Source organism: Agreia sp. VKM Ac-1783, from assembly GCF_900177765.1.
In the GTDB taxonomy this organism is placed as follows: Bacteria; Actinomycetota; Actinomycetes; order Actinomycetales; family Microbacteriaceae; genus Agreia.
The window spans coordinates 43,229-65,113 of the sequence record NZ_FXWI01000003.1 but is presented as its reverse complement, the minus strand read 5'-3'; the positions used below and the strand labels follow the sequence as shown (position 1 = coordinate 65,113).

The 21,885-nt window shown below is 67.2% G+C and carries 26 protein-coding genes; 13 read left to right on the top strand and 13 right to left on the bottom strand.

What is annotated here, in order from left to right; all coding sequences use genetic code 11:
• Positions 1-70 precede the first annotated feature (70 nt).
• Positions 71-577, top strand: a complete 507-nt coding sequence (locus CCK87_RS10080) for a RidA family protein (protein WP_170927234.1) — start codon at positions 71-73, stop codon at positions 575-577.
• Positions 574-1,791: an MFS transporter gene (locus CCK87_RS10075; RefSeq protein ID WP_170927233.1), complete on the top strand. Its 1,218-nt coding sequence runs from the start codon at positions 574-576 to the stop codon at positions 1,789-1,791. Before CCK87_RS10080 ends, CCK87_RS10075 begins: the two co-directional genes overlap by 4 nt.
• A 139-nt stretch (positions 1,792-1,930) precedes the next feature.
• Here the strand turns inward: CCK87_RS10075 and CCK87_RS10070 are convergent, their stop codons facing one another.
• The 3 genes from CCK87_RS10070 to CCK87_RS10060 form a co-directional block, all read right to left on the bottom strand.
• The gene (locus CCK87_RS10070; RefSeq protein WP_086461336.1) at positions 1,931-3,385 is read right to left on the bottom strand and encodes an aldehyde dehydrogenase family protein; all 1,455 of its coding nucleotides are present in this window, start codon (positions 3,383-3,385) and stop codon (positions 1,931-1,933) included.
• Between the two features lie 27 nt (positions 3,386-3,412).
• Positions 3,413-4,435: a hypothetical protein gene (locus CCK87_RS10065; protein ID WP_086461335.1), complete on the bottom strand. Its 1,023-nt coding sequence runs from the start codon at positions 4,433-4,435 to the stop codon at positions 3,413-3,415.
• 87 nt (positions 4,436-4,522) lie between these two features.
• Entirely contained in the window at positions 4,523-5,002 is a 480-nt protein-coding gene (locus tag CCK87_RS10060) for a DUF2000 domain-containing protein (protein WP_086461334.1), read from the bottom strand.
• A gap of 101 nt (positions 5,003-5,103) precedes the next feature.
• Between CCK87_RS10060 and CCK87_RS10055 the strand changes: the two genes are divergently transcribed.
• Positions 5,104-5,592 carry an Lrp/AsnC family transcriptional regulator gene (locus tag CCK87_RS10055; protein WP_249273836.1) on the top strand — a complete coding sequence of 163 codons (489 nt, stop codon included), beginning with the start codon at positions 5,104-5,106 and terminating at the stop codon, positions 5,590-5,592.
• Here the strand turns inward: CCK87_RS10055 and CCK87_RS10050 are convergent, their stop codons facing one another.
• From CCK87_RS10050 to CCK87_RS10040, 3 genes are read right to left on the bottom strand one after another with little or no spacing between them, the layout of a single operon-like run.
• Positions 5,593-5,859 carry a Txe/YoeB family addiction module toxin gene (locus tag CCK87_RS10050; RefSeq protein ID WP_086461333.1) on the bottom strand — a complete coding sequence of 89 codons (267 nt, stop codon included), beginning with the start codon at positions 5,857-5,859 and terminating at the stop codon, positions 5,593-5,595. It abuts the gene before it with no gap.
• Positions 5,856-6,104, bottom strand: a complete 249-nt coding sequence (locus CCK87_RS10045; protein ID WP_086461970.1) for a type II toxin-antitoxin system prevent-host-death family antitoxin — start codon at positions 6,102-6,104, stop codon at positions 5,856-5,858. The genes CCK87_RS10050 and CCK87_RS10045 overlap by 4 nt, the downstream gene beginning before the upstream one ends.
• A gap of 45 nt (positions 6,105-6,149) precedes the next feature.
• Positions 6,150-7,307, bottom strand: a complete 1,158-nt coding sequence (locus tag CCK87_RS10040) for a GAF domain-containing sensor histidine kinase (RefSeq protein WP_249273835.1) — start codon at positions 7,305-7,307, stop codon at positions 6,150-6,152.
• A 292-nt stretch (positions 7,308-7,599) separates the two neighbouring features.
• On the opposite strand from CCK87_RS10040, the gene CCK87_RS10035 reads away from it, so the two are divergent.
• The 3 genes from CCK87_RS10035 (at position 7,600) to CCK87_RS10025 (ending at position 8,943) form a co-directional block, all read left to right on the top strand.
• Positions 7,600-8,031: a chemotaxis protein CheY gene (locus CCK87_RS10035; protein WP_086461331.1), complete on the top strand. Its 432-nt coding sequence runs from the start codon at positions 7,600-7,602 to the stop codon at positions 8,029-8,031.
• The gene (locus CCK87_RS10030) at positions 8,028-8,336 is read left to right on the top strand and encodes a transcriptional regulator (protein WP_086461330.1); all 309 of its coding nucleotides are present in this window, start codon (positions 8,028-8,030) and stop codon (positions 8,334-8,336) included. The genes CCK87_RS10035 and CCK87_RS10030 overlap by 4 nt, the downstream gene beginning before the upstream one ends.
• A gap of 142 nt (positions 8,337-8,478) precedes the next feature.
• Positions 8,479-8,943: a VOC family protein gene (locus tag CCK87_RS10025; RefSeq protein ID WP_086461329.1), complete on the top strand. Its 465-nt coding sequence runs from the start codon at positions 8,479-8,481 to the stop codon at positions 8,941-8,943.
• 100 nt (positions 8,944-9,043) lie between these two features.
• Here CCK87_RS10025 and CCK87_RS10020 read toward each other — a convergent pair whose 3' ends face one another.
• Genes CCK87_RS10020 through CCK87_RS09990 form a run of 7 tightly spaced genes read right to left on the bottom strand, consistent with a single transcriptional unit; the run spans position 9,044 to position 15,642 of the window.
• Positions 9,044-10,033: an aldo/keto reductase gene (locus CCK87_RS10020; protein WP_086461328.1), complete on the bottom strand. Its 990-nt coding sequence runs from the start codon at positions 10,031-10,033 to the stop codon at positions 9,044-9,046.
• Positions 10,030-10,872: an amidohydrolase family protein gene (locus CCK87_RS10015; RefSeq protein WP_249273834.1), complete on the bottom strand. Its 843-nt coding sequence runs from the start codon at positions 10,870-10,872 to the stop codon at positions 10,030-10,032. Before CCK87_RS10015 ends, CCK87_RS10020 begins: the two co-directional genes overlap by 4 nt.
• Complete coding sequence (locus CCK87_RS10010; protein WP_170927232.1) at positions 10,869-11,204, bottom strand: L-rhamnose mutarotase; 336 nt, start codon at positions 11,202-11,204, stop codon at positions 10,869-10,871. Before CCK87_RS10010 ends, CCK87_RS10015 begins: the two co-directional genes overlap by 4 nt.
• Positions 11,201-12,385 carry a mandelate racemase/muconate lactonizing enzyme family protein gene (locus CCK87_RS10005; RefSeq protein WP_086461326.1) on the bottom strand — a complete coding sequence of 395 codons (1,185 nt, stop codon included), beginning with the start codon at positions 12,383-12,385 and terminating at the stop codon, positions 11,201-11,203. Before CCK87_RS10005 ends, CCK87_RS10010 begins: the two co-directional genes overlap by 4 nt.
• Positions 12,386-12,417: 32 nt before the next feature.
• On the bottom strand, positions 12,418-13,326 hold the full coding sequence (locus tag CCK87_RS10000; RefSeq protein WP_086461325.1) for a carbohydrate ABC transporter permease: 909 nt from the start codon (positions 13,324-13,326) through the stop codon (positions 12,418-12,420).
• Positions 13,327-13,330: 4 nt separating this feature from the next.
• Entirely contained in the window at positions 13,331-14,275 is a 945-nt protein-coding gene (locus CCK87_RS09995) for a sugar ABC transporter permease (protein WP_086461324.1), read from the bottom strand.
• Entirely contained in the window at positions 14,272-15,642 is a 1,371-nt protein-coding gene (locus tag CCK87_RS09990; protein WP_086461323.1) for an extracellular solute-binding protein, read from the bottom strand. Before CCK87_RS09990 ends, CCK87_RS09995 begins: the two co-directional genes overlap by 4 nt.
• A 113-nt stretch (positions 15,643-15,755) precedes the next feature.
• On the opposite strand from CCK87_RS09990, the gene CCK87_RS09985 reads away from it, so the two are divergent.
• The 7 genes from CCK87_RS09985 (at position 15,756) to CCK87_RS09955 (ending at position 21,863) form a co-directional block, all read left to right on the top strand.
• Positions 15,756-16,784 (top strand): alcohol dehydrogenase catalytic domain-containing protein, encoded by a 1,029-nt coding sequence (locus CCK87_RS09985; protein WP_086461322.1) that lies wholly within the window; start codon positions 15,756-15,758, stop codon positions 16,782-16,784.
• Positions 16,781-17,536, top strand: coding sequence for an SDR family oxidoreductase (locus CCK87_RS09980; protein ID WP_086461321.1), 756 nt, complete (start codon positions 16,781-16,783; stop codon positions 17,534-17,536). Before CCK87_RS09985 ends, CCK87_RS09980 begins: the two co-directional genes overlap by 4 nt.
• On the top strand, positions 17,533-18,156 hold the full coding sequence (eda, locus tag CCK87_RS09975; protein WP_086461968.1) for a bifunctional 4-hydroxy-2-oxoglutarate aldolase/2-dehydro-3-deoxy-phosphogluconate aldolase: 624 nt from the start codon (positions 17,533-17,535) through the stop codon (positions 18,154-18,156). Before CCK87_RS09980 ends, eda begins: the two co-directional genes overlap by 4 nt.
• Positions 18,153-19,106 (top strand): sugar kinase, encoded by a 954-nt coding sequence (locus tag CCK87_RS09970; protein WP_086461320.1) that lies wholly within the window; start codon positions 18,153-18,155, stop codon positions 19,104-19,106. Before eda ends, CCK87_RS09970 begins: the two co-directional genes overlap by 4 nt.
• 71 nt (positions 19,107-19,177) lie before the next feature.
• Positions 19,178-19,909: an FCD domain-containing protein gene (locus tag CCK87_RS09965; protein WP_086461319.1), complete on the top strand. Its 732-nt coding sequence runs from the start codon at positions 19,178-19,180 to the stop codon at positions 19,907-19,909.
• A 62-nt stretch (positions 19,910-19,971) separates the two neighbouring features.
• Complete coding sequence (locus CCK87_RS18580) at positions 19,972-20,532, top strand: helix-turn-helix domain-containing protein (RefSeq protein ID WP_086461318.1); 561 nt, start codon at positions 19,972-19,974, stop codon at positions 20,530-20,532.
• Between the two features lie 23 nt (positions 20,533-20,555).
• The gene (locus CCK87_RS09955; RefSeq protein ID WP_249273833.1) at positions 20,556-21,863 is read left to right on the top strand and encodes an MFS transporter; all 1,308 of its coding nucleotides are present in this window, start codon (positions 20,556-20,558) and stop codon (positions 21,861-21,863) included.
• The last annotated feature ends 22 nt before the right edge of the window (positions 21,864-21,885 follow it).

Below are 21,885 nucleotides of genomic sequence, written 5' to 3'. Positions count from 1 at the left end.
CCCGGGAAGGTGCATAATGGATCCCATACTAATGTGGTTGTATCCAATTAAGCTAGCGCGAGGACAAACGATGACTCACTCCGCCGAAGCACGAGCGCAGGAACTCGGTCTCGAGATCCCCGACTACTCCAACCCGCCCTACGGAGGGCGCTACGGCAGCTCTTTGCGGGCATTCCACCGCACCGGCGATCTGCTCGAACTCAGCGGCATCACGCCGGAATCGCGCAGCGGCGAGCTGCTGCACCCCGGACACGTCGATGTCGACATCTCGCTCGCCGAGGCACAGGAGGCCGCTCGCTACACCGCAGTCAATGCTCTCGGAATGATCCGATACGCCCTCGGCAGCCTCGACGAGGTCGTCGCCCTGTCGCGCGGACTCTGCTTTGTTCTGTGCCCTCCGGGTTTCACGCGCCTCAATGAGGTGTCCAACGCGGCGAGCGACCTGCTCTTCGACGTGTTCGGCCCGGAGGTCGGCCGCATGGGACGCGCCTCGATCGGAGCCACCGCCCTGTCTCGGAACGCCTGCTTCGAACTGTGGCTGAGCCTCGAGTGCCGCCCGCTTCGAACCGCAGAGTGAGACCGCTCGCCACCACCGGAACGAAGGGCGTCGCATTCTGGACGCTGGTCCTGGCGTCGACGGCGGGTCACATCGTCAACGGCGCCACCACACCGGTCATCCCCCGCCTTGCGCAGGAGCAGCTGGGCGCGGACCCCGCCCTCGCAGGACTGCTGGTCTCTCTGGCCGCATTCGCCTCGATCATCGCGATGCCGCTCGCCGGGGTACTGACCGATCGCTGGGGCGCGCGACGGGTGATTCTCGTAGCCGCCCTGCTCAGCGCCGTCGGTCTGGCACTGGTGCTCGTCATGCTCAGCGTGTCCAGCCTCGCAGTGAGCCGCGTCGTTTTCGGCGCGGGCAACGCCGCCGTGGCCACGGCCCTCACCGCCTGGGTCGTCGCCGAGGCTCCCGCCGGTGAACGCGGGCGTGCCCTCAGCTTCTTCGGGCTCAGCGTCTGGGTCGGACTGGCGCTCGGCCCGGTACTCGGCGAGAACCTCCTGCAATCGTTCGGTCATCGAGCAGTCTGGGGCATCGCCATCGCCGTGCAGCTCGCCGGCCTCGGCTTGGCCATGCTGGCGCGCGACGGCAGATCGCAGCACCGGATGGCGAGAGGTCGCGAGGGCAGAGCATCCGGCGCGAGCACGGTACTCACCTCCGTCGCTCGACCCGGCAGCGTTGGATTCATCGCCTGGGCCGGAGAGGGCTTCCTCATCGCCTTCCTGATTCCGCATCTTGTGGCCCGCGGCGTCGACTCCCAAGGTCTGTGGGGTGCGGCGAATGTCTTCACCGTCTTCGCGCTGAGTGTTGTCGGAGCGCGGCTGCTTCTCGGCGGACTGCCCGACAGGATCGGGGCGACGATCACTGCACGGGCCAGCCTGGTCGTGCTCGCCGCTGGCCTGGGGGTGCTCGCGCTAGCGGGAGACTTCGGGGTGGCGACGCTCGGAGCGGTGTTGATCGGGGTCGGCTACTCGCCCCTGTTTCCGGCGCTCACCCTGCTATCGACTCAACGACTGCCCGCCGCCGCACGGGCGACCGGGGTCGGTGTGTTCTCGGCATTCACCAGTGCCGGCTACGCCGCGGGCTCGCTGCTCGGCGGCCTCCTGGTGATGCACTTCGGCTCGAGTGCCGCGCTGGCAATCCTCGCCGTTCTGCAACTCGCCGCCATAGGCATCCTGCGTCAACGCCGCGACGGAAGGGCCGAGCCGGTGCCCGCGGTGGAGCCGCCGCTCGTCTGAGCACGGAGAGTCAGGGCAGCGATCTCAACCCTTCTCGCTGGTCGAGTAGCGAGGAACGAGCGTATCGAGACCACATCAGGAGTGATCTCGATACGCGGGCTCGTTCCTCGCGCCGCTACTCGATCAGCGCAGAAGCCGCTCAGAGCGCGATGACCACGCTCTTCGACTCGCAGAACGAGCGAAGGGCTTCCTCGCCGAGATCCCGGCCGAGACCAGACTCTCCCACACCGCCGAACGACAGCGCCGGGTCGAAGACGTTGTACGTGTTCACCCAGACCGTTCCAGCCCGAAGCCGCTGACCCATACGGTGCGCCCGGGCGAGGTCACGTGTCCACACGCCGGCCGCCAACCCGTAGCTCTGATCGTTGGCGATCGCCACGGCCTCGTCTTCGTCGTCGAACGGGATGATCCCCACGACCGGTCCGAAGATCTCCTCGCGGGCGATCGTCATGTCGTTGGTGACGCCGGTGAAGAGCGTGGGTTCCACGTAGTAGCCCGCGCGGTCGGGCACGCCGCCGCCGACGGCGACCGTCGCCCCCTCCTCCTGTCCGCGCGCGATGTAGCCGAGCACCTGCTGCCTCTGCTCCTCCGATACGAGCGGCCCGACCGTCACGCCGCCCGCGAGGCCATCGCCGAGCGGCACTCGGCCCACGGCATCCGCAAGCCGTTTCGTGGCCTCCTCGAGAATCGAGCGCTGCACGAGCAGTCGGCTGCCGGCGGTGCACATCTGGCCGGAGTGCCCGAACGAGGCGCGCATCGTCGTGAGCACGGCCGCGTCGAGGTCGGCGTCTTCGAAGACGATGTTGGGGCTCTTGCCACCGAGCTCGAGCGTGAGCCGCTTGAAGTCGGCGCTGGCCGCGGTCATGACCTTGCGGCCCACCTCCGTGCTTCCGGTGAACGAGACCTTGTCGACACCCGGATGCGCCGTGAGCGCCGCGCCGACCCGCCCGTCGCCGGTCAGCACCTGCACGACGCCGGAGGGCACTCCCGCCTCTTCGCAGATCGCCGCCAGCCGCAGCATGGTCACCGGCGTCTGCTCGGCGGGCTTCACGATGATCGTGCACCCCGCAGCGAGCGCCGGCGCGACCTTGAAGCTCGCGGTCATGATCGGAAAGTTCCACGGCAGAATGAGCGCCGCGACGCCCACCGGCTCCAGGGTCGTGTAGACGTGGTGCTGGCCGCCGTCGATCGGAATCACCGACCCGGTCAGGCGCGAGGGAGCTCCCGCGTAGTAGCGGAAGACGCGGGCCGAGGTCGCGGTGTCTGCTCGTGAGCGCTCGATCGGCTTGCCGTTGTCTCGGGTCTCGAGTTGGGCCAGCTCTTCGAGGCGTTCCTCGATGAGATCGGCGACGCGATTCAGGATGCGGCTGCGATCGTGCGGCGTCATTCCGCTCCACCGTCGATCGTCGTGCGCACGGCGAGCGGCCGCCACGGCCGCGTCGACCTGCGCGGTGTCGGCCTGCGGGACCCGTGTGAGCAGCTCTTCGGTCGCCGGGTCGATCACGTCGATCAGTTCGGCGCCCTCCGGCGCAACCCAGGCGCCATCGAGAAGGTAGGGCTCGATGCTCGCGAGCGGCGAAAGCTGGTCTCTCATGAAATCCTCCGGTGGTGGTGGGCGAGGTCAGGCGGGGCGATCGAGCAGACGCGCCGGCTCGATCGTGGTCATGCGGTGGATCACGTCGTCGGAGACACCGAGCAGCCTCAGGCCCGGCACGACGCGTGCGGTGAGGTGATCGAAGCCGTGGCCGCCGAAGCGGCGAAGCTGGCCCTTCGTCCACGTGCTGTGCCCCAGGACCCAGCGCATATCGGGGGCATCCTCCAGGAGCGCGAGCAGGGCATCCACTCGCTGCGGATCACTGGAGTTGCGGATCCGACCCACGTGCGAGCTCTCGTTGCCGAAGCACATCTCCAGAACCGCGCCAGCCTGACCGAGATCGCGCAGATACGGCAGATCGAGGAACTCGTCGACGGTGGAGAAGACGATGCGCGTCGGATCGACACCGAGGCCGAGCAGATGCTTGAGCACCTCGAGGCCGTTTCGGGCATCGGCGGCGAGCCGCACGGTGATGGCGGATCCCGTCGCGACGGCGGCGCGACCGGCCGCCGTGAGGCTCCGTCTCTCCTCGTCGCCATCCGGTGTTGAGAATGCGCCCGTCGTGCCCATGAGGCCGAGCATGCCGGCACGGTAGTCGGCGCCGGGGACGGCCTCGGTCAGCGCCCGCTCGAACAGGGCGGTTCGACCGTCTTCGTCGAGCGAGAGATACCACTCGGGCAGAAGCCGGGGCAGGTAGGCGCCATAGCCCGCGACGATGTGCACGCCGCTTCGACGGGAGAGCTCGGGGAGTCGCTCGGCGTCGGGGCCGAATCCGAGGGAACTGAGATCGACGGCCGAACCGAGACCCGCACCGGCGCCGATGACGAGCTCATCCGAAAGCAGATCGAGGTCGTCGAGACGCAGGTTGTCGGCCAGTGCCAGCTGGCTCCAGCGTAGGGCGGTCGCGAGTTCGGCCGTGACGAGTCGGCTCGGGTCGAGCTCCTCGACTCCCGGTCGCTGGAGGGCGCTCGCATCGGTCAGCAGGTGTTCGTGCATCGAGACCGAACCGAGGGCACCGGCATCCACTGGACCGAGAACGGTCTGGATCACGTGAGTCTCCCTCGCGACGGAAGCCTCAGCTTCGACGAATAGGATCCAATCTACACGCTTATGTATCCGATAGTCGCGTTGTCGGCGTCACGCCATGAGCGGTAGCCGACCCACGATCTTGTCGATGCGGTTCTTCGGCCCGACGAGACTGACCGCCAGGTACTCGATGCCCTCGGCCTCGCTCGACGACATCGCGTCGAGATACTCGTCGTAGACCCGGGTGGTCTGAGCGGCCTCCGGCATGTCCGCCACGAAGGTCGCCTCGTGCGCCTCACCCTTGGCCCGAATGGCTCGCAGGGTCTCGGCATCGGCGGTCAAGACCGAGCAGCCGGCCCAGGGCAGACCCGGATGCGTCTGGCCGGCCGCATCGACAGCATCCGGCCCGAGAAGGCCGCCCACCGCCGCCACCGTCGCGCCCGCTACGCAGACCGCGGCATTGACCGCTCGACCGGCGGGAATCGAGTCGTTGATCACGACCACCCACTTCAAGCGCGCAGCTCGCGTGGGAGCCGAGGTGTCGATCTCATCGTCGGTGAAGCCGACGGAGGGAGGGAACGAGTCAGACATTGATACTCCGGATCGTGAGTGAACAGCAATACCGGCACAGCGTACGATCATCGATAGGTATCCTGCACAGAATCCGAACTTAATGCGGCGAAGGGGCAAATGTGGCCGACATAGACGAACTAGACCTCGCGATTCTTCGGGAATTGCAGTCAGATGCACGCAAGACCAATCGCGACCTGGCGGCGGCGGTCGGGGTCTCTCCGACCACCGCCCTCGAGCGCACACGCGGACTTCGTGCGCGCGGCGTGATCACGGGCGCCAGCCTCGAAGTAGACCTGGGCTCGATCGGCCGAGGGGTGCAGGCACTCGTGGCGGTCCGCATCCGGCCCCCCTCGCGCGAGGTGATCGAGGCGTTTCGCGACTGGGTGAGCGGGCTGCCCGAGACTCTGGGCGTCTTCGTCACGACGGGCAACGACGACTTCATCATTCACGTCGGGGTGCGCCACAACGACGACCTCTACGCCTTCGTCATCGACCGGCTCACTCAGCGTCGCGAGGTCGCCGACGTGCGAACGACCGTGGTCTACGAGCACATCCGCAACAGGGCGGTCGTGCCGGCGGGGGCCGCGGCAAAGCAGGGCAAGCGTTGATCAGTAGTGATAGCGAGCTTGAAGAATCGTGATGTGCTCGTCGCTCGCCATGTAGACAAGCCTGTTGCTCTCGTCGATCCGGCGAGACCAGGCGCCCGCGAGGGCGTGCTTCAGAGCCTCAGGCTTGCCGATGCCCTCGAAGGGGTCGTCACGAAGGATGTCGGCAATCAGCACATTGATGCGCTTGAGGACCTTGCGGTCCTGGCTCTGCCAATAGAGGTAGTCCTCCCACGCCTCCGCAGTCCATACGAGCTGTCGAACACTCACGAATCGATGAGCCCGTGCTCCTCAGTGCTGCCCGATCGCGCACTTTCGAGTGCGCTCAGAAGGCGACGGGCATTCTCTGGTGAGCGCAGGAGATAGCTGGTTTCGACCAGAGCGTCATACTCGTCCTTCGACATCAGCACAGCCGAACCGCGCTTTGACGTGATCTCTACTTCGGTGTGATCGAGGTTCACTCGTTCGATCAGACCGAACAGGTCGCGGCGAGCCTCGCTCGTGGTGATAGCCATCATTCCTCCCAAGTAGTACAAGATATGGTACCACTCGAGCAGCGGCTACGACGCTCGCGGCAGAATCACCCACACGCTCGCGCCCCCGAGAGGCGACACGTCGATGCCGATGCTGCCGCCGTGCGCATCCACGATTCGGCGGCAGGTCGAGAGTCCGATGCCCAGACCAGGAGTCTCATTCGAGACGTTGCGTTCCATCAGGCCGAACACCCGCTCGCGCTCCTCCTCGGGAACGCCGGGCCCGTTGTCGTCGACCGTGATGCGCCACGTGCCATCCAATGCGAAAGCCCGCACGTCGACCCTCGGATCGACGCCCGCGGCGTGACTGAACTTCACCGCGTTGGCGACGAGGTTCTGAAACAGCGCGCGCAGCAGTGTCGGATCTCCGGAGACCTGCGCATCGGCGTCGACCGAGACGACGGTCTCTGTGATGCGGATCGCCTGGTCGAGGTCGTCGAGCACGGTGGCCAGCAACTCGTCGAGGTCGATCTGCTCCCTGCGCGGGCGCGAGCCTCCGAGGCGCGCGAAGTCGAGCAGATCGGCGATCATGCTGTCCATGCGGGTGGCCGCCGCATCCGCACGAGAGAGTGCGGCAGCGACCATCGGTGCGGCGACCACCTCGGGGCTGTCAGCAGCGAGTTCGATGAAGCCGGTGACCGCCGTGAGCGGATTGCGCAGGTCATGACTGACCTGCCCCGCGAACCGTTCGAGCTGCTCGTTCGACGACTCGAGCGCGCGAGTCGTGCGGCGCAGCTCGAGAACGTCGACGATCTGGCGTGCGATGAGCGCCAGACACGTGCTGAGTTCGTCGGTGAGATCGCGAGTGATGTCGTCGAAGATGCAGATGGTTCCGATGGGCACCCCCGCTGGCGTGACGAGGGGGCTCGACGCATAGAACCGAACGTTGGCGAGCGCGCCCGTCACGAACGGATTCGCGGCGAAGCGATCGTCGATGGAGGCATCCGGCACGACGAGCAGGCCCGGCGATTGCAGGGCGACCGCGCACATCGACTCCTCGATCGAGCACACGGAGGGTTCGAAACCGGCGGCCGCGACCTGGTACTGGTTCTCATCGTCGATGAGGTTGATCACGGCGGTGGGAACCCCGCACAGCGTCGCTGCCAGCTGCGCCAGGCCCTCGAGATCGGCCTCGGGGGATGCGCCGAGAATCTCGTACTGCGCGATCGCGTCGCGGCGGGTCACGTTCTGCACTGTCGACACTGAAATCCCCCATGCACCGCCAATGGTGCGTCACTGGCCATTGTTTCAACATTCCGGAAACTTCGCTCACGAATCGACGAGCGGATGCCGGGCGATGCGGGTCGTCGCCACGTGGCGGTCGAGCGCGCGCACAGCGGGCGAACGCGCCGTCGTGCGTGGCGCGTTCGCCCGCCGGCGGCGCGCTCGACCCCTGCGTCGAGAACCTCACTCGAGAAAGTACTTGCCATATTGACAAGTACTTGCCATGATTGAGGAAACGACGAGGAGCCCTCTCATGGAGAACAGAACACCCGTAGCCCCGGCCGACGCGCGACTGCTGCTCGATCAGGCCGACCGCCTCAGCAGAACGGCGCACAACGCCACGCGCTGGCCCTACATCACGTTCATCCTGTCGCTCGGAGTGGCGACGTCGATGGGCACGCTCGCCATGGGCCTCACGACCGGCAATGCGTTCGGCCTGGCCTACTTCGGCACTCTGACGGCGACGTTCGCGCTGATCATGTTCTTCATGATCTCGATTCGCGGTCGCTCCGCGTTCTCACGCGGCCGCCGTTGGACCGGCTACATCGCGGCCTGGTTCGTGACCTATGCCGCGGCTATCTCGGTCGTGATCTGGGCGCACGGTTCGGTGCTGTGGTCGGGCATCACATCGGCGCTCATCCTGCTCGTGACCATGGCCTGCGCTGCTCGCGAGGCTCGCCCGTGACCGCGGTCGAGCAGCACCCGCGTCACCGCCTCGACGAGCTGCTGCAGAACCCCGTTCGCTTCTCGATCGTGGCCGCGCTCGACCGCGCCTCGACCCTCTCTTTCAAGGAGGTGCGCGACGCCGTCGAGGTCACAGACTCGGCCCTGAGCAAGCAGGTCTCTCTGCTCGAGGGCGCCGGATACCTGACGGTCGGCAAGTCGTTCGCAGGAAAGATGCCGCGCACCTCGCTCACGCTCACCAAGCAGGGCCGCGCAGCATGGAAGTCCCACCTCGCGACGCTCCGCGAGATCGCCGGACTGGAGTAGCCGCAGCGAGCGCGCTCGCGTCGGGAGCGAGTCCGGCGGGGCGCGCCGGCAGCGGGCGAGCGCGCCGTCCATCACGGCGCGCTCGCCCGCTCGAGGCGCGCTCATCGCACGGGACCAGGCGGACGGCTGGCACAATGACTCGATGCCCGACTCACCCGCCTCCGATTCCGCCGCACTCGAACCCGCACTCGTTCCCGAGCTCCTCGTCACCGACCTCGATGCGAGCCTCGCCTTCTGGCGCGACACGTGCGGGTTCGCGGTGCTGTACGACCGGCCCGAAGAGCGCTTCGCCTACCTCACGCACGGCTCCGCGCACCTCATGCTCGAGGAGGTCGGCGACGGCCGACACTGGATCACGGGCCCGCTCGAGGCGCCCTTCGGTCGCGGCATCAACTTCCAGATCAGCGTTCCGGATGCCGAAGGCCTCGCTGCCTCGATGTCCGCGGCGGACATCCCGTTCTTTCTGCAGCTTGAGACCACGTGGTATCGCGTCGGAGACGAAGAGACCGGCGTGACGCAGTTCATCGTCGCCGACCCCGACGGCTACCTCGTGCGCTTTCAGTCGTCGCTGGGCCGCCGACCGCTGCGCGTCAGCGGAGAGCTCTAGGCACGATTCTCTTCTCAGCGCAGCTCGAGCGCGCCGTTAGCGGGCGAGCGCTCCTTCATTGAGCGCGCGCGGGCCCGCTAACGGCGCGCTGACCAGCAACTCAGCGAGGCGTAGGAGGCAGCAGTCCCGCATCCTCGAGCGCTCCCCACAGCGCCGGAGGCACGTCGGTCGTCGCGCGCGCCACGTTCTGGTCTACCTCCTCGGGCGACCTCATTCCGAGGGCCACCGCGGTCACCGCCGGGTGCCGCAGCGGATACGCCATCGCAACCGTCGGCAGGTCGACGCCGTAGGCCTCGCAGACGTCGGCGATCGCGGCCGCACGGGCCAGAGCATCGGCGTCGGCGGCTCGGTACTCCAGAGTCGCGCCGGCCTGCGGCCTCGGCGATGCGAGCAGCCCCGTGCCGAACACGCCGACCGCGACCACCGCCACTCCGGCAGCCGCGGCCGGCTCGAGAACGCTTGCCACGGCATCCTGGGTCAGCAGGCTGTACCTGTTCGCCAGCATGATCACGTCGACCGTGCCCGCCTCGATGTGAGCATCGAGGCCGACCACCGAGTTGGTGCCGATGCCGACGGCCTTCACCCGGCCGTCTTCCTTGAGCGCGGCGAGCGACTCGAGGCCCTCGTTCGCGGCCCCTGGCCACGCCTGATCGGGGTCGTGCACCAGAAGCACGTCGATGAAGTCCAGTCCGAGGCGCTCGAGGCTCTCGTCGAGAGAGCGCTCGACGCCCGAGACCGAGAAGTCCCACTGCCTGGCCAGGTCGCCCGGCACCGCGAAGCCGTCGTCGTCGCACTCCTGCGGGTTCTCCGCCGGCACGATGAGTCGGCCGACCTTGCTCGAGACCACGAAGTCGTCACGCTTTCGACCGGCGAGACCAGCACCGAGGCGCCGCTCAGAGAGACCGAGTCCGTAGTGCGGGGCCGTGTCGAAGTACCGGATGCCGCTCTCCCACGCCCGCTCGATTGTCTCCTGGGCCAGCTCGTCGCTGATCGCGGTTCCGAAGTTGCCGAGCGGCCCGCCGCCGAGACCGATCTGAGCGAACGGGGTCGGGGGCACGGTGCGCCCCACGCGCTGGAACAGGTCACTCATCTCGAGTCCAATCTGTAGAGGCGGGCGACGTTCGCGCCCAGAACTGCGTCGCGCTCATCGTCGGTCACGCCCGCCAGGGCATCCTGCACGTAGCCGCGCCACGCGAGAACCCCGGCGCCGAGCTGACTCAAAGGCCAATCGGAACCGTACATCAGTCGTGACGGCCCGAAGGAATCGAAGGCCGTGTCGACGACGCGAGCGAGGTCGACCCCCGCTTCGCCATCGATGAACGCCGAGACCCCGCTGAGCTTGGCGCTGGCATTGGGCTGCGCGGCGACGGCTCGCAGGCCCGCCTCCCATCGCGACAGGTGGTGGGCATCGTCGGGCACGCCCCCGAGGTGGTCGAGCACGAAGGTGAGATCCGGATGCCGGGCCACCGTCCTCGCCGCCGACTCCAGCTGCCACCAGCGCACGACGAGGTCGAACGAGAGGTTCGCTGCGCCCAGCGCAGCCAGTCCTCGATCCACCTCTGCACGTTGCAGCCAGTTCTCGTCAGGGTCGATGTGCACGAGGTGCCTCACACCCACGAGCGTGCGCCGGAGCGACTCGGGAATGCGCTCGAGCTGCTCGTTCACATCGAGTTCGAGATCGACCCACCCGACCACTCCGGCAATCGCGTCGTCATCGAGTGCGAGCCGCAGCAAACGTGTCGTCTCGCCCGAACTGTTCGACGACTGCACGACGACGGCCCGGTCTACGGCAGTCTCGGCGAGCATCACCCGAAGGTCAGAAGTTGAGAAGTCGCGGTCGATCACGTTCATGGTCGCAGGCTCGATCCACGGCTGCGGATCAGTCGCCCGGTTCCAGAGATGAACGTGGGCGTCGATGGCGTCGCTCACGCGAGGTGCCAGACTTCACGCAGTGGCTGCCAGACGGCGCCCAGATCGGTCTCCGGAACGATCCGCACCTGGCACGGGTCGGTGTGCGTCCACCACTCGCGGGTCACCTCGTCTTCGGCGATGCGGGCCATGTCGGCTGCGTGATCGGTTCCGACGTACTCGTAGTAGGCGAAGAGCATGTTCTCGACTATGTGAATCGAGTAGTTGGTGACGTTGCAGTCGCTGAGCGTCTTCTCCACCTGTGGCCAGACCGCGCTGTGCAGCTCGAGGTATTCCTCGCGCTTCTCGGGCCGCACGCCCACGACCAGAGCGTGCCGCTCGATGCCGGTCACTGGATGCCTCCGGCCAGGAGCTGCTCTGCCCGGATGCGCTCGTCGTCTTCTTCGACCAGGCGGATGCCGGCCCGTTCGGGGCGCACATGCGGGCCGCCGAGGAACGCAGCCGGGTTCTCGGCATTGACGACGCGGATGCGAGTCTCGTCGACCGTGATTCCGATTCCGGGTTCGTCGCCCAGCACGATGCCTCCGTCGATGAACTCCTGATCGACGATCAGTCCGACGGGGAACGCCAGATCCTGCACCTCGGACACGAGGTGATTGGGCAGCGCCGTCGACGCGTGGGCGAGCGGGTTGCAGTTGTAGGTCACCGGGCTCACCGGCAGGTCGTGCGAATGGGCGACGGCCGCGACGCGCAGGTAGTGCGTAATGCCCCAGACATTGCCGACCTGCACGACGTCGAGCGCCTCCGCGTCGAGAAGCGGGCGGTACTGCTCGAGCCCGGTGAGGTTCTCACCGCTCGCGACGCCGGCCTTCACCGCGTTGCGAATCGCGCGCATGCCCTGCGCGTCCCATCGCCTGACCGGCTCCTCGATCCAGGTGAGGTCGATGTGCTTCTCGACCTCGCTGAGAAAGCGGATCGCCTGCGAGCGGTTCCACGATTCGTTCACATCGAGCATGATGGCAGGCCGCGCCGAGTTGCGTCGGAAGACGTCTTGAACTGCTTTCAGTCGCACGAGGTCACCCGTGAGGTTGCGACCGCCCTTGATCTTCGCCGACGAGAATCCGCGGTCGGCGTAGCGCTCGTAGAGGGCGACCAGAGCGTCGTCGTCGAGCGCGATCTCGAGCCCAGATGCGTAGCCGCGCACGAAACGATCCCGTCCGCCGAGGGTTCGCCACAGCGGTTCCCCCGCGAGCTTCGCCTTGAGGTCCCACAGAGCCATGTCCATCGCGCCGATCGCGCCGAATGCAGATCCGCCGTGACCCGTCTTGAACGTCCAGTCGAGCATCCGGTCGTAGAGCGCCGTGACCGCGCGCGGGTCTTCGCCCTCGATCGCGCCGAAGAGCCGGTCGATGTCGCCGTGGGCACCAAGTCCCACGCCCTCGACCCCTTCGTCGGTCTCGAGAATGAGCACGTGCACGGGCGTCTGCTGCTGCGGCATCACGCCATTGGCGTCGCCCGTGAGCCGACCCCATTCATGCACGGTCTTCAGGCTTCGGTAGCCGATGATTTTCATTGAGTCTCCTTACGCCACGACAGCGGTCGCGGTCATTCCTTGGTTCCACCGGCCGTCATCCCCGACACCAGGAATCTCTGGGAGAAGAGGAAGACGATGAGCACCGGAAGCACGGAGACGACGGTCGCCAGTGCGAGTGTAGGCAGTTGAACTGATTCGGCACCCGCAGAACTCGGGTTGAACGCCGGGGTCGACGCGAGCAGAGACGTGAGTCCGACTTGGATCGGATAACCGTCGCTCGAGGGCAGCATCACGAACGGAAGGAAGAAGTTGTTCCAGTTCTGCACGAAGCTGAAGAAGGCGACCAGGGCGATGATCGGGGTCGCAAGCGGCAACGCCACCCGATAGAACACCTGAAACTCTCCGCACCCGTCGAGCCGTGCCGCCGCGAGCAGGTCCTGCGGAATGCTCGTCGAGAAGTAGATGTAGGTCAGGTAGACGCCGAACGGAAAGAACGACATCGGCAGGATCACCGAGAGCGGATTGCCGATGAGCCCCACCGTGTTGAGCTCGAGGAAGATCGGCAGCACCAGCGCGGTGCTCGGCATGAGCATCACGATGAGGGTGAGCACGAGGATCGCCTTGCGCAGACGGAACTGCGTGAGAGCGAGCGCGTACCCGGCTGGGATGCTGGCGATCAGCGTGAGGACGAGCGCACCGACGGTGTAGATGGTCGAGTTCGCGATCCACGTTCCGACTGCTCCGTCTTGGTAGGCGAAGAGCTGGTTCCAGTTCTGCACGATGCCGTCGAACGTTCCGGGAAGGAACGGGTTCAGCGTCACGAGCTCACGACCGGTCTTACTCGTGGCGAGCAGCAGCCAGACGATCGGGATGATGAAGAAGAGCACGAAGACGAGAAGCACCGCAGAGATGAGTGCGCGTCCGCTCCAGCCCGAGACGCCTATTCGTGGCGCGCGAGTACTGAGATTGCTGGCGGTCATTGTCCTATTCCGTATCGAAGAGGCCGCCGCGCGTCACGAAGACGGTCGACAACGCGAGGGCGACGACGAGCAGCAGCAGCGAGATCGCTGCCGATCCGTTGAAGTCGTTCTGCTGGAAGGCGTACTGGTACGCCAGCTGGTTGAGGGAGTAGTCGTTCGGCACGATGGCGTTGCTGGCTTGCGAGAGCAGTTGCGGCTCGACGAACAGCTGGGTACCCGCGGCGAGCGACATCACACCCATATACGAGATCCACTTGCGCAGCAGGGGGATCTGAATCTGGGTCGCGATCTGGAACGTGCTGGCACCGTCGATGCGAGCCGCCTCCATGACCTCCGAACTGATGTTGTTCAGGGCGCCGTACATGATGACGATCCAGCCGCCGGCTCCGGTCCAGAACGCGATGATCGCAAAGATGGGAGGCAGGTTCGCTGGAACGATCACCTGAACGAAGCTGTCGAACCCCAAGAGTTGCAGGAGCCCGCTGACCGGGCTGCTGGTCGGGTCGAGAACGAAGAGCCAGAGAAGCACCGAGGATGCGCCGGCGAGGGCTCCCGGTAGATAGAAGACGAATCTGAGGGTCGTGTTGAGCCAGCGCACCTTGATCGCGTGCACCACGATGGCCAGCACCGTCACCAGGATGACGAGCGAGATGAGCCAGATCACCAGGTAGATGGCCACGTGCACCACGGCGGGGCCGAAGCGGAAGTCGCTGATGACCTTGACGAAGTTGTCGACGCCGACGAATCCGCCGCCACCGTCGGTGAACGCGAGCACGAGGGCGTAGAGCGCCGGCAGAACCCCGAACGCCAGGGTCAGGGCGAGGTAGGGGGCCAGGAACACGTACGACATTCCCGGACGGGCACCGCCGAAGCGGGTGCGGGGGGCCGGAGCCCGCCGACGCGCAGTGGCGTCGACGAGCTCCGGGGTGGTAGCGATGGCAGCCGTCATTTGACGGTGTACCCGTCGACCTGTGCCTGGTTCTTGATGGCCTCCTGCCACTTCGGCAGCAGCTCCTCGATCGACTCGCCGCTGGCGATGGCCGGAGTGATCGTCTTGGCCCAGATGGCCTCCTGGCTGAAGACGCCCGCGCCCCAGCCAGACCAGATCTGCGAGCCGGCCTCGGTCAGAGCCGTCAGAGGTGTGGCGAAGTATCCGCTCGACTCCTGCTTGGCGATCCACTTCTCTGCCGCCGGCGCATAGGCCGGGTAGCCGGGTGCCTTCTCGACCTGGTAGTCGTCGGCGGTCGTGGCGAACTCGGCGAAGGCCTTGGCCGCCTCGAGGTTGGCGGAGTGGCTGCTGATGAACCAGGTTCCACCACCCACGTTGCCCGTCACGGGGTCCTCACCCTTCCATGGCAGCGGTGCGCCAACGCCCAGCTCACCGGCGGGGACGTTCAGAGAGTTCGGGTTGTTGAAGATCGCTCCGGCGTACCAGGCCGGGCCCTGAAGCATGAGCACCTTGCCGGTGTACTGCTGCAGGAACTCGGGCGTGAAGACGCTCACATTGGGTACGGTGCCGTTCTCGCGCAGCGTGTCGAGCATCGTCGCGGCACGGGTGCACTCGTCGCTCGTCGTGTTGACCGTCACCTCACGCGGCCCGGTGACGTCGTTCGCCTGGCACTTCGATCCCCAGAAGAACACCTCGGGCGTCCACGCGTCGCCCGCCGTGCCGATGATGTATCCAGGGTGCTCTGCGGCGACCTTCTTTCCGAGGTCCTCGTACTCCTCCCACGTGGTGGGCACGGCGTAGCCGAACTGGTCGAGGAGAGTCTTGTCGTACCACATCACCGACTGGGCGAGGTCGTTGCGCAGGCAGTAGACCTTGCCGTCGACCGTGCAGGGGTCGAGCGATCCCTCGGTGAAGTTCGACAGCGTGTCCTTCTCGATCAGGCCCCCGTCGAGCTGTGCCGCGAAGGCCTGCTTGCCGTTGGTCTTCTGGCTCGCCCAGGCGGCGTCATTGTTCTGCGTCGAGAAGACCACGTCGGGCCAGCCGCTGCCCGAGCGGTCGAACAGCTGCATCTTGGTACGGAAAGAGTTCGAGCCGTTCGCCGAGCCGTCGTAGCTGACCGCGTCGACCTTGATCTCGGGGTGCGCAGCCTCGAACGCGTCGACGACGGCCTGTCGGTCGGAGTCGACCCAGACCGTGATCGTCGCAGACGTGTCCTGCTTGGCCTCGGGAAAGCCGAACTCCCCCGCTGAGGTGGAACCGGAGCTGCTGCAGCCGGCGGTGATGAGGACGAGGGCCGTGGCGGCCGTCGCTGCGAGAGACAGGGCGACCCGGCGCCGAGGCTGGGTCTTTTCAGTGAATTGAGACATCGATGTCCTTCATTTGGTCGACTTCATTGACGATCATTTGCGTCAAGTGCAACATAATGAATGACGACCCGTTTATCAACCGTGGATTTTCCACGCAGGAAAGTGAGAACCCAATGAGGGGTGCTGCATACGTCGGCGATGGCCGCATCGAGACGATCACAGCCGAGCAGAACGAGCCGGGGCCGGGCGAGGCCCGCATCCGCGTGGCCTATTGCGGGTTGTGCGGAACGGACCTGCACATCGCGCACGGAAATATGGATGCGCGGGTCGCGACGCCCCTCGTGTTCGGGCACGAGGCATCCGGCACCATCGAGGCGCTCGGCGACGGCGTCGCCGAGTGGCAGGTCGGCGACCGGGTGACCGTGATGCCCCTGCTGTGGGACAACAGCTGCGCCGCGTGTCTCGCCGGCAATCAGCACATCTGCCAGAACCTCACGTTCGTGGGCATCGACTCCCCCGGCGCCTTGCAGGAACTCTGGACCGTGCCGGCCACCACGCTTGTGCGCCTTCCCGAGACCATGGAGCTGCGCGACGCCGCACTGGTCGAGCCGACCGCGGTCGCGGTGCACGACGTTCGCCGCTCAGGACTGCAGGTCGGCGACACCGTCGTGGTGCTCGGCGGCGGCCCGATCGGCGTGCTCATCGCCACGGTCGCCCGGCACGCGGGCGCTCGAGTCGTCGTCGTCGAATTGGATGCCGCGCGCCGCGACCGCGTCGCAGCTCTCGGCTTCGAGGCGGTCGCCCCCACCGACATCGACGCGACCGTGGCCGACTGGACGGAGGGGAACGGCGCCGACGTCGTCTTCGAGGTCTCCGGCGCCGCCGCCGCGGTGCGCCAGGCAACGGGCCTGCTCAAGGTGCGCGGCACCCTCGTGGTCGTCGCCATCCATTCGACTCCGCGCGAGATCGACCTCCAGCGAGTCTTCTGGCGGGAGCTGCGCATTCTCGGTGCGCGTGTATACCAGCGCTCGGACTTCGAGCGTGCGGTCGAGCTGTTGGCGAGCGGCGTGATTCCGGTCGATGCGCTGGTGACCTCCGTCGTTCCACTCGAGGAGACCGGCAAGGCCATCGACGAGCTCGCATCGGGGCAGGCCCTCAAGGTGCTTGTCGACGTCGCCGCAGGCTCGGAGGCCGGCGCATGACCGGCCTGTTCGACCTTTCTGGCAGGCTCGCCGTCGTCACCGGAGCCCGGCGTGGCATCGGCCGATCCATGGCTCGGGCGCTTGCCGAGGCCGGCGCCGATGTCGTCGGGGTCAGCGCGAACGCAGCCGCCGCCGACGACGTGGCGGGCGAGATCCGCGCATTGGGGCGGCAGTTCGAGGCCCGCACGGTCGATTTCTCCGACCGGGCAGCCGTCGAGGCACTCGGCGACGAACTCGCGGAACGGGCGCCAGACATCCTGGTCAACAACGCGGGCACGATCGAACGCGCGCCTGCCGTCGACCACCCTCTGTCGTCGTGGGACAGGGTGATCGAGGTCGATCTTTCGAGTCACTTCGTGCTCTCGCAGGCGGTCGCGAGGCCGATGATCGCTCGGGGTTCAGGCAAGATCATCTTCACCGCGAGCCTGCTGAGTTTTCAAGGCGGCATCAACGTTCCCGGCTACGCAGCCGCGAAGTCGGGCATCCTCGGGCTCACGCGAGCACTGTCGAACGAGTGGGCGGCATCCGGCGTGCAGGTGAACGCGATCGCGCCGGGCTACATCAGCACCGATAACACCGAGGCACTGCGCAACGACGCCGACCGATCGAGATCGATTCTCGAGCGCATCCCCGCCGGCAGGTGGGGCGAGGCCTCCGACCTGGGCGGCGCTGCGGTGTTCCTCGCTTCGTCCGCGTCGAACTACGTCACCGGCACCGTTCTTCCCGTCGACGGAGGGTGGCTCGCGCGATGACGAGCATCCTCGACGAGCTGGCCGCCATCCGGGTCCTTCCCGTCGTGGTCATCGACGATCCCGCCAACGCGGTGCCGCTGGCGGAGGCGCTGGTGGCCGGAGGCGTCTCCTGCGCAGAAGTGACGCTGCGCACGCCGCGAGCGCTCGAGGCGATGAGACTCATGTCGAGCGTGCCCGGCTTCGTGGTCGGCGCGGGCACGGTGCTCTCAGCCCAGCAGGCCGAGGGGTCGGTCGAGAACGGCGCCCGGTTCATCGTGAGCCCAGGCATCTCCATTCCGGTCATCCGGGCTTCGGCCGCGCTCGACGTGGCGTGTGTTCCCGGCGTGGCATCGTCGAGCGAGGTGATGGTGGCCCGCGATGAGGGAATCCGCACGCTCAAGCTCTTTCCGGCGGCCCAGCTGGGCGGAGCCGCGATGATCTCCGCGCTCCGAGGGCCATTCGCCGACATCTCGTTCGTGCCGAGCGGTGGAATCGGCATCGAGAATGCGGCGTCGTACGCGATCGACGGCGTCGCGTCGGTCAGCACCAGTTGGATCACTCCGCGCGCGGAGATCGTGCGCGGCGCCTTCGCGGAGACGACCGAGCGCGCCCGCCGCTTCAGACAGGAGGTCGCGCGATGATCGACCGTCTCGTCACCGTGGGCGAGGGATTGGCCGTCTTCCGCACCGACTCCGTCGACGGCCTGCGCCGAGCTCCCGATGTGACGGTGAGCACCGGCGGCGCCGAGGGCAACGTGGTCATGGCCGCCGCCCGACTCGGTCTCGCAGCAACCTGGCTGGGACGCGTCGGAGCCGACGGCCTCGGCGAGCGTGTCGTGCGCGAGTTGAGGGCCGAGGGAGTCGACGTGCGCGCCATCGTCGACCCCGCGCATCCCACCGGATTGCTGATCAAAGAGGTTACCGCGGGCGGGCGCACCGACGTCACCTACTACCGAGCACTCAGCGCCGGCAGCGCCCTGAGTCCCTCCGATGTCGATCGTCTCGAGCTCACCGCGGGCACTCTTGTCCACCTCACGGGGATCACCGCCGCTCTGTCGGCGTCGGCCCGCGACGCGGTCGAGCGCCTGTTGGCTCGGGCGAGCGAGGCCGGTTGCACCGTGTCGTTCGACGTGAACCATCGTTCCAGGCTGTGGTCGACAGTCGACGCGGGTCCCACTTACCGCACGATCGCGCGGTGCGCCGACATCGTCTTCGCCAGTGTCGACGAGGTCGGTCTGCTGCTGCCCGGGTGGATCGGCGAGCAAGCTACCGCGGCAGAGGCGGCAGACGCACTCGCGGCAGACGGCCACCGCCACGTCGTCGTCACCGATGGCGCGCACGGGTCGGCCGCCCGCATCGACGACGTCACCACTCTCGGCACGCCGGTGCCCGTGGATGTCGTGGATACGGTGGGTGCGGGCGACGCGTTCGTCGCCGGTTACCTCGTGGCGCTGAGCCGCGGCGACGACGTCGAGACCCGGCTGCGACTGGCATCGCAGTTGGGTGCCGCCGCATGCGTGCACGCGGGCGATTGGGAGGGGGTGGCCGCATGGTCGCCCGCCGATGTCGGCCGAGACCTCGTGACCCGCTGAGAGCCCGTCAGTGCTGAGCCTGCGGCCAGCACCAGCATGCGAGAATCCACTGAGTACCTGAAGGAGCGCCCGTGTCGACTGAAGAGGAATACCGCCCTGCCTACGAGCGGGTGGTCGACGAGATCATCGTTCTGATCTCGGCACGCGATCTCAAGCCCGGCGATCGGCTGCCCACGGAGACAGAACTGGCCAAGGAGCTCGGCACCAGCCAGCGAACCGTGCGCGAGGCGCTCAAAATGCTGTCGGCCATCGGGCGGGTCAAGGCCGAGCGTGGGCGAGGCCTCTTCGTCGGACGCGGCACCGAGTCGCTGCGCGGCGCGCACCCCGTGCCGTTCCGCCCCACCGACATGGACCAGATCGCGGCACTGTTCCGGTTCCGCGCCGTTCAGGAGCGCGAATCCGCCACTCTCGCCGCCCAACACGCCACGCCCAAGGAGGTCATGGCGCTCGACGAGGCGGTCGAGCTCGGGCGCTCTTCTGTCGCGAACGAAGACTGGGCCACGTTCACCCGCGCCGACGAGAAGTTCCACACGACGGTCGCCGAGAGCTCGCACAACATCTTCTTCGTCGACGCCGTGGTGCGCATCCGCGAACTGCAGGCGCAGGTGAGCTTTCTCGAGCTGGGCCAAGAGGTACGCGATGCCGAGCGGGCGATCCGCGAACACGCTGAGATCCTGGATGCCATTCGGGAGGGCGACTCGGAGCGCGCCGGCGAGCGCGCCGCTCACCACGTGCGACGCGCCCTCGAGGACTACCGCTTCGAGATCGAACGGCGGCTTCTCGCGCTGAGCTCCGCGCCCTGAGTCGAGTCTCGAGATCCACAAGAACTGTTGCGCAATAGTTCTTGTGTAGTTACCGTGGCTGCATGACCCCCACGAACGATGGCCACAGCCCGCTGACCTCGGCCGTCTCGATGCGCGTGCTGGCGCATCCGACCCGACTCAGACTGCTCGTGCTGCTGCGTGAGCACGGGCCGCAGACGGCGGCGCAACTCGGCGACATCGTCGATGAGGCGCCGGGCACGGTCAGCTACCACCTCGCCAAGCTCGCATCCATCGACCTCATCGTGGCGGCCGAGCCGCAGAGCGCCGACAAGCGGGAGCGGTGGTGGAAAGCCGCCGCACCGCTCACCAGCTGGGACATGGCAGAGCTGCTCGACGACCCCGAGAAGGCAGCGGCCTCATGGGCGCTGCAGAAGTCGATCGGGCAGGCCTACGCCGCACGCTTCTCCGACTACATCGACGCCGCGCCGACCATGCCGCGCGAGTGGGTCGAGGCCGGCGCGACCGGAGACCGCCTGCTGCAGCTCACGGTCGACGAACTCACCTCGCTGACCGCCGAGGTCGAAGCCCTCGTCACCCGCTATGCGGAGGCGAGCGCGGGCCGCACGGACTCCGACGCCGCGCCCGTGGCGGTGGTGTACTAGGCCTACCGCCGGCCCTGACCGCAGTGCTGCCGACGGCATCCCGTGAACGGCGGCGCGCGTTCGGATCGCTGTCGGCCCTGCTTACCGCCCACGCCATCTCGCAGACCGGCAATGTCGTCACGACGTTCGCGATCCCCTTCTACGTGCTCGGGCTCGGGGGCTCCGGAGTCGAGGTGGGGATCGCCGCCTTCTTCTCCACCGTTCCGATCGTCGTCGGTGGCGCGCTGGGCGGCGTGGTCGTCGATCGCGTCGGGCATCGTCGCGCGGCCATCGTCGCCGACGTGATCAGCGGGGCGACCGTGCTCGCGATCCCCGTGCTTGCGCTCACGGTCGGGCTGCCCTTCTGGGCGCTTCTCGTTCTCGTCTTCGCCGGAGGCCTGCTCGACACCCCCGGCCAGACCGCGCGGCGGGTGATGCTGCCACGGCTCACCGAGCGGGCCGGCATCCGACTCGAGCGCAGCGTGGGTCTGCTCGACGGCTCGGAACGCCTCGCCCGCATGATCGGGGCGACGGCTGCCGGTCTGCTCGTGGCCCTCATGGGCCCGATCGCGGCGCTCTTCGTCAACGCCGCCACCTTCGCGATCTCGGCCCTGCTCACCTGGCTCTTCGTCGCCGCCGCTCCCGTTGCGACCGCCGCCGACGCACACTCGCTGGCCGGCGCGAACAGGCCGGATGAGCCGAGCGGCTACTGGCGCGACCTGGCCGCGGGGCTGCGCTTCGTCATCCGTGACCCGCTGATGCGTCTCATCGTGGGACTCGTCCTCATCACGAATCTGATGGATGCCGCGCGCGGCTCCACCCTGCTGCCCCTGTACGCGAATGACAGGCTCGGCGGCGCGGCCGCATTGGGCCTACTCGTCGCCGTAATGGGCGGATGCGCACTGCTCGGCAACATCGCTTTCGGATTCGTGGCGCATCGCGTCGGTCGCCGGGTCACCCTGGCTGTGTGCTTCACGATCGCGGGAGGGCCCTCTAGCGCCGCCTTCGCCCTCGGCGCGCCACTGCCCGTTCTGGTCGCCATCACGGCTCTCGCCGGGCTCGCGGCAGGCTCGATCAATCCGATTCTCGGAACAGTCGAGCTCGAACGTGTTCCCGAGCACATGCGCGGACGAGTGTTCGGACTCGTGAACGCGGGAGCGTGGGCGGGGGTACCGTTCGGCGCGTTGCTCGGAGGCATCGCGGCCGACACCATCGGACTGAACTGGGCATTCGGCATCATCGCGATCGCCTACACGGCCGTCACGTTGACTCCGCTGCTCGGCGGATCGTGGCGGCAGATGGAGAGACGCCCTTCGCCGAGCGCGCGAGTCGACGACCACCACAGTGGATGAACCCATGCGCTCGGCGAAAGGC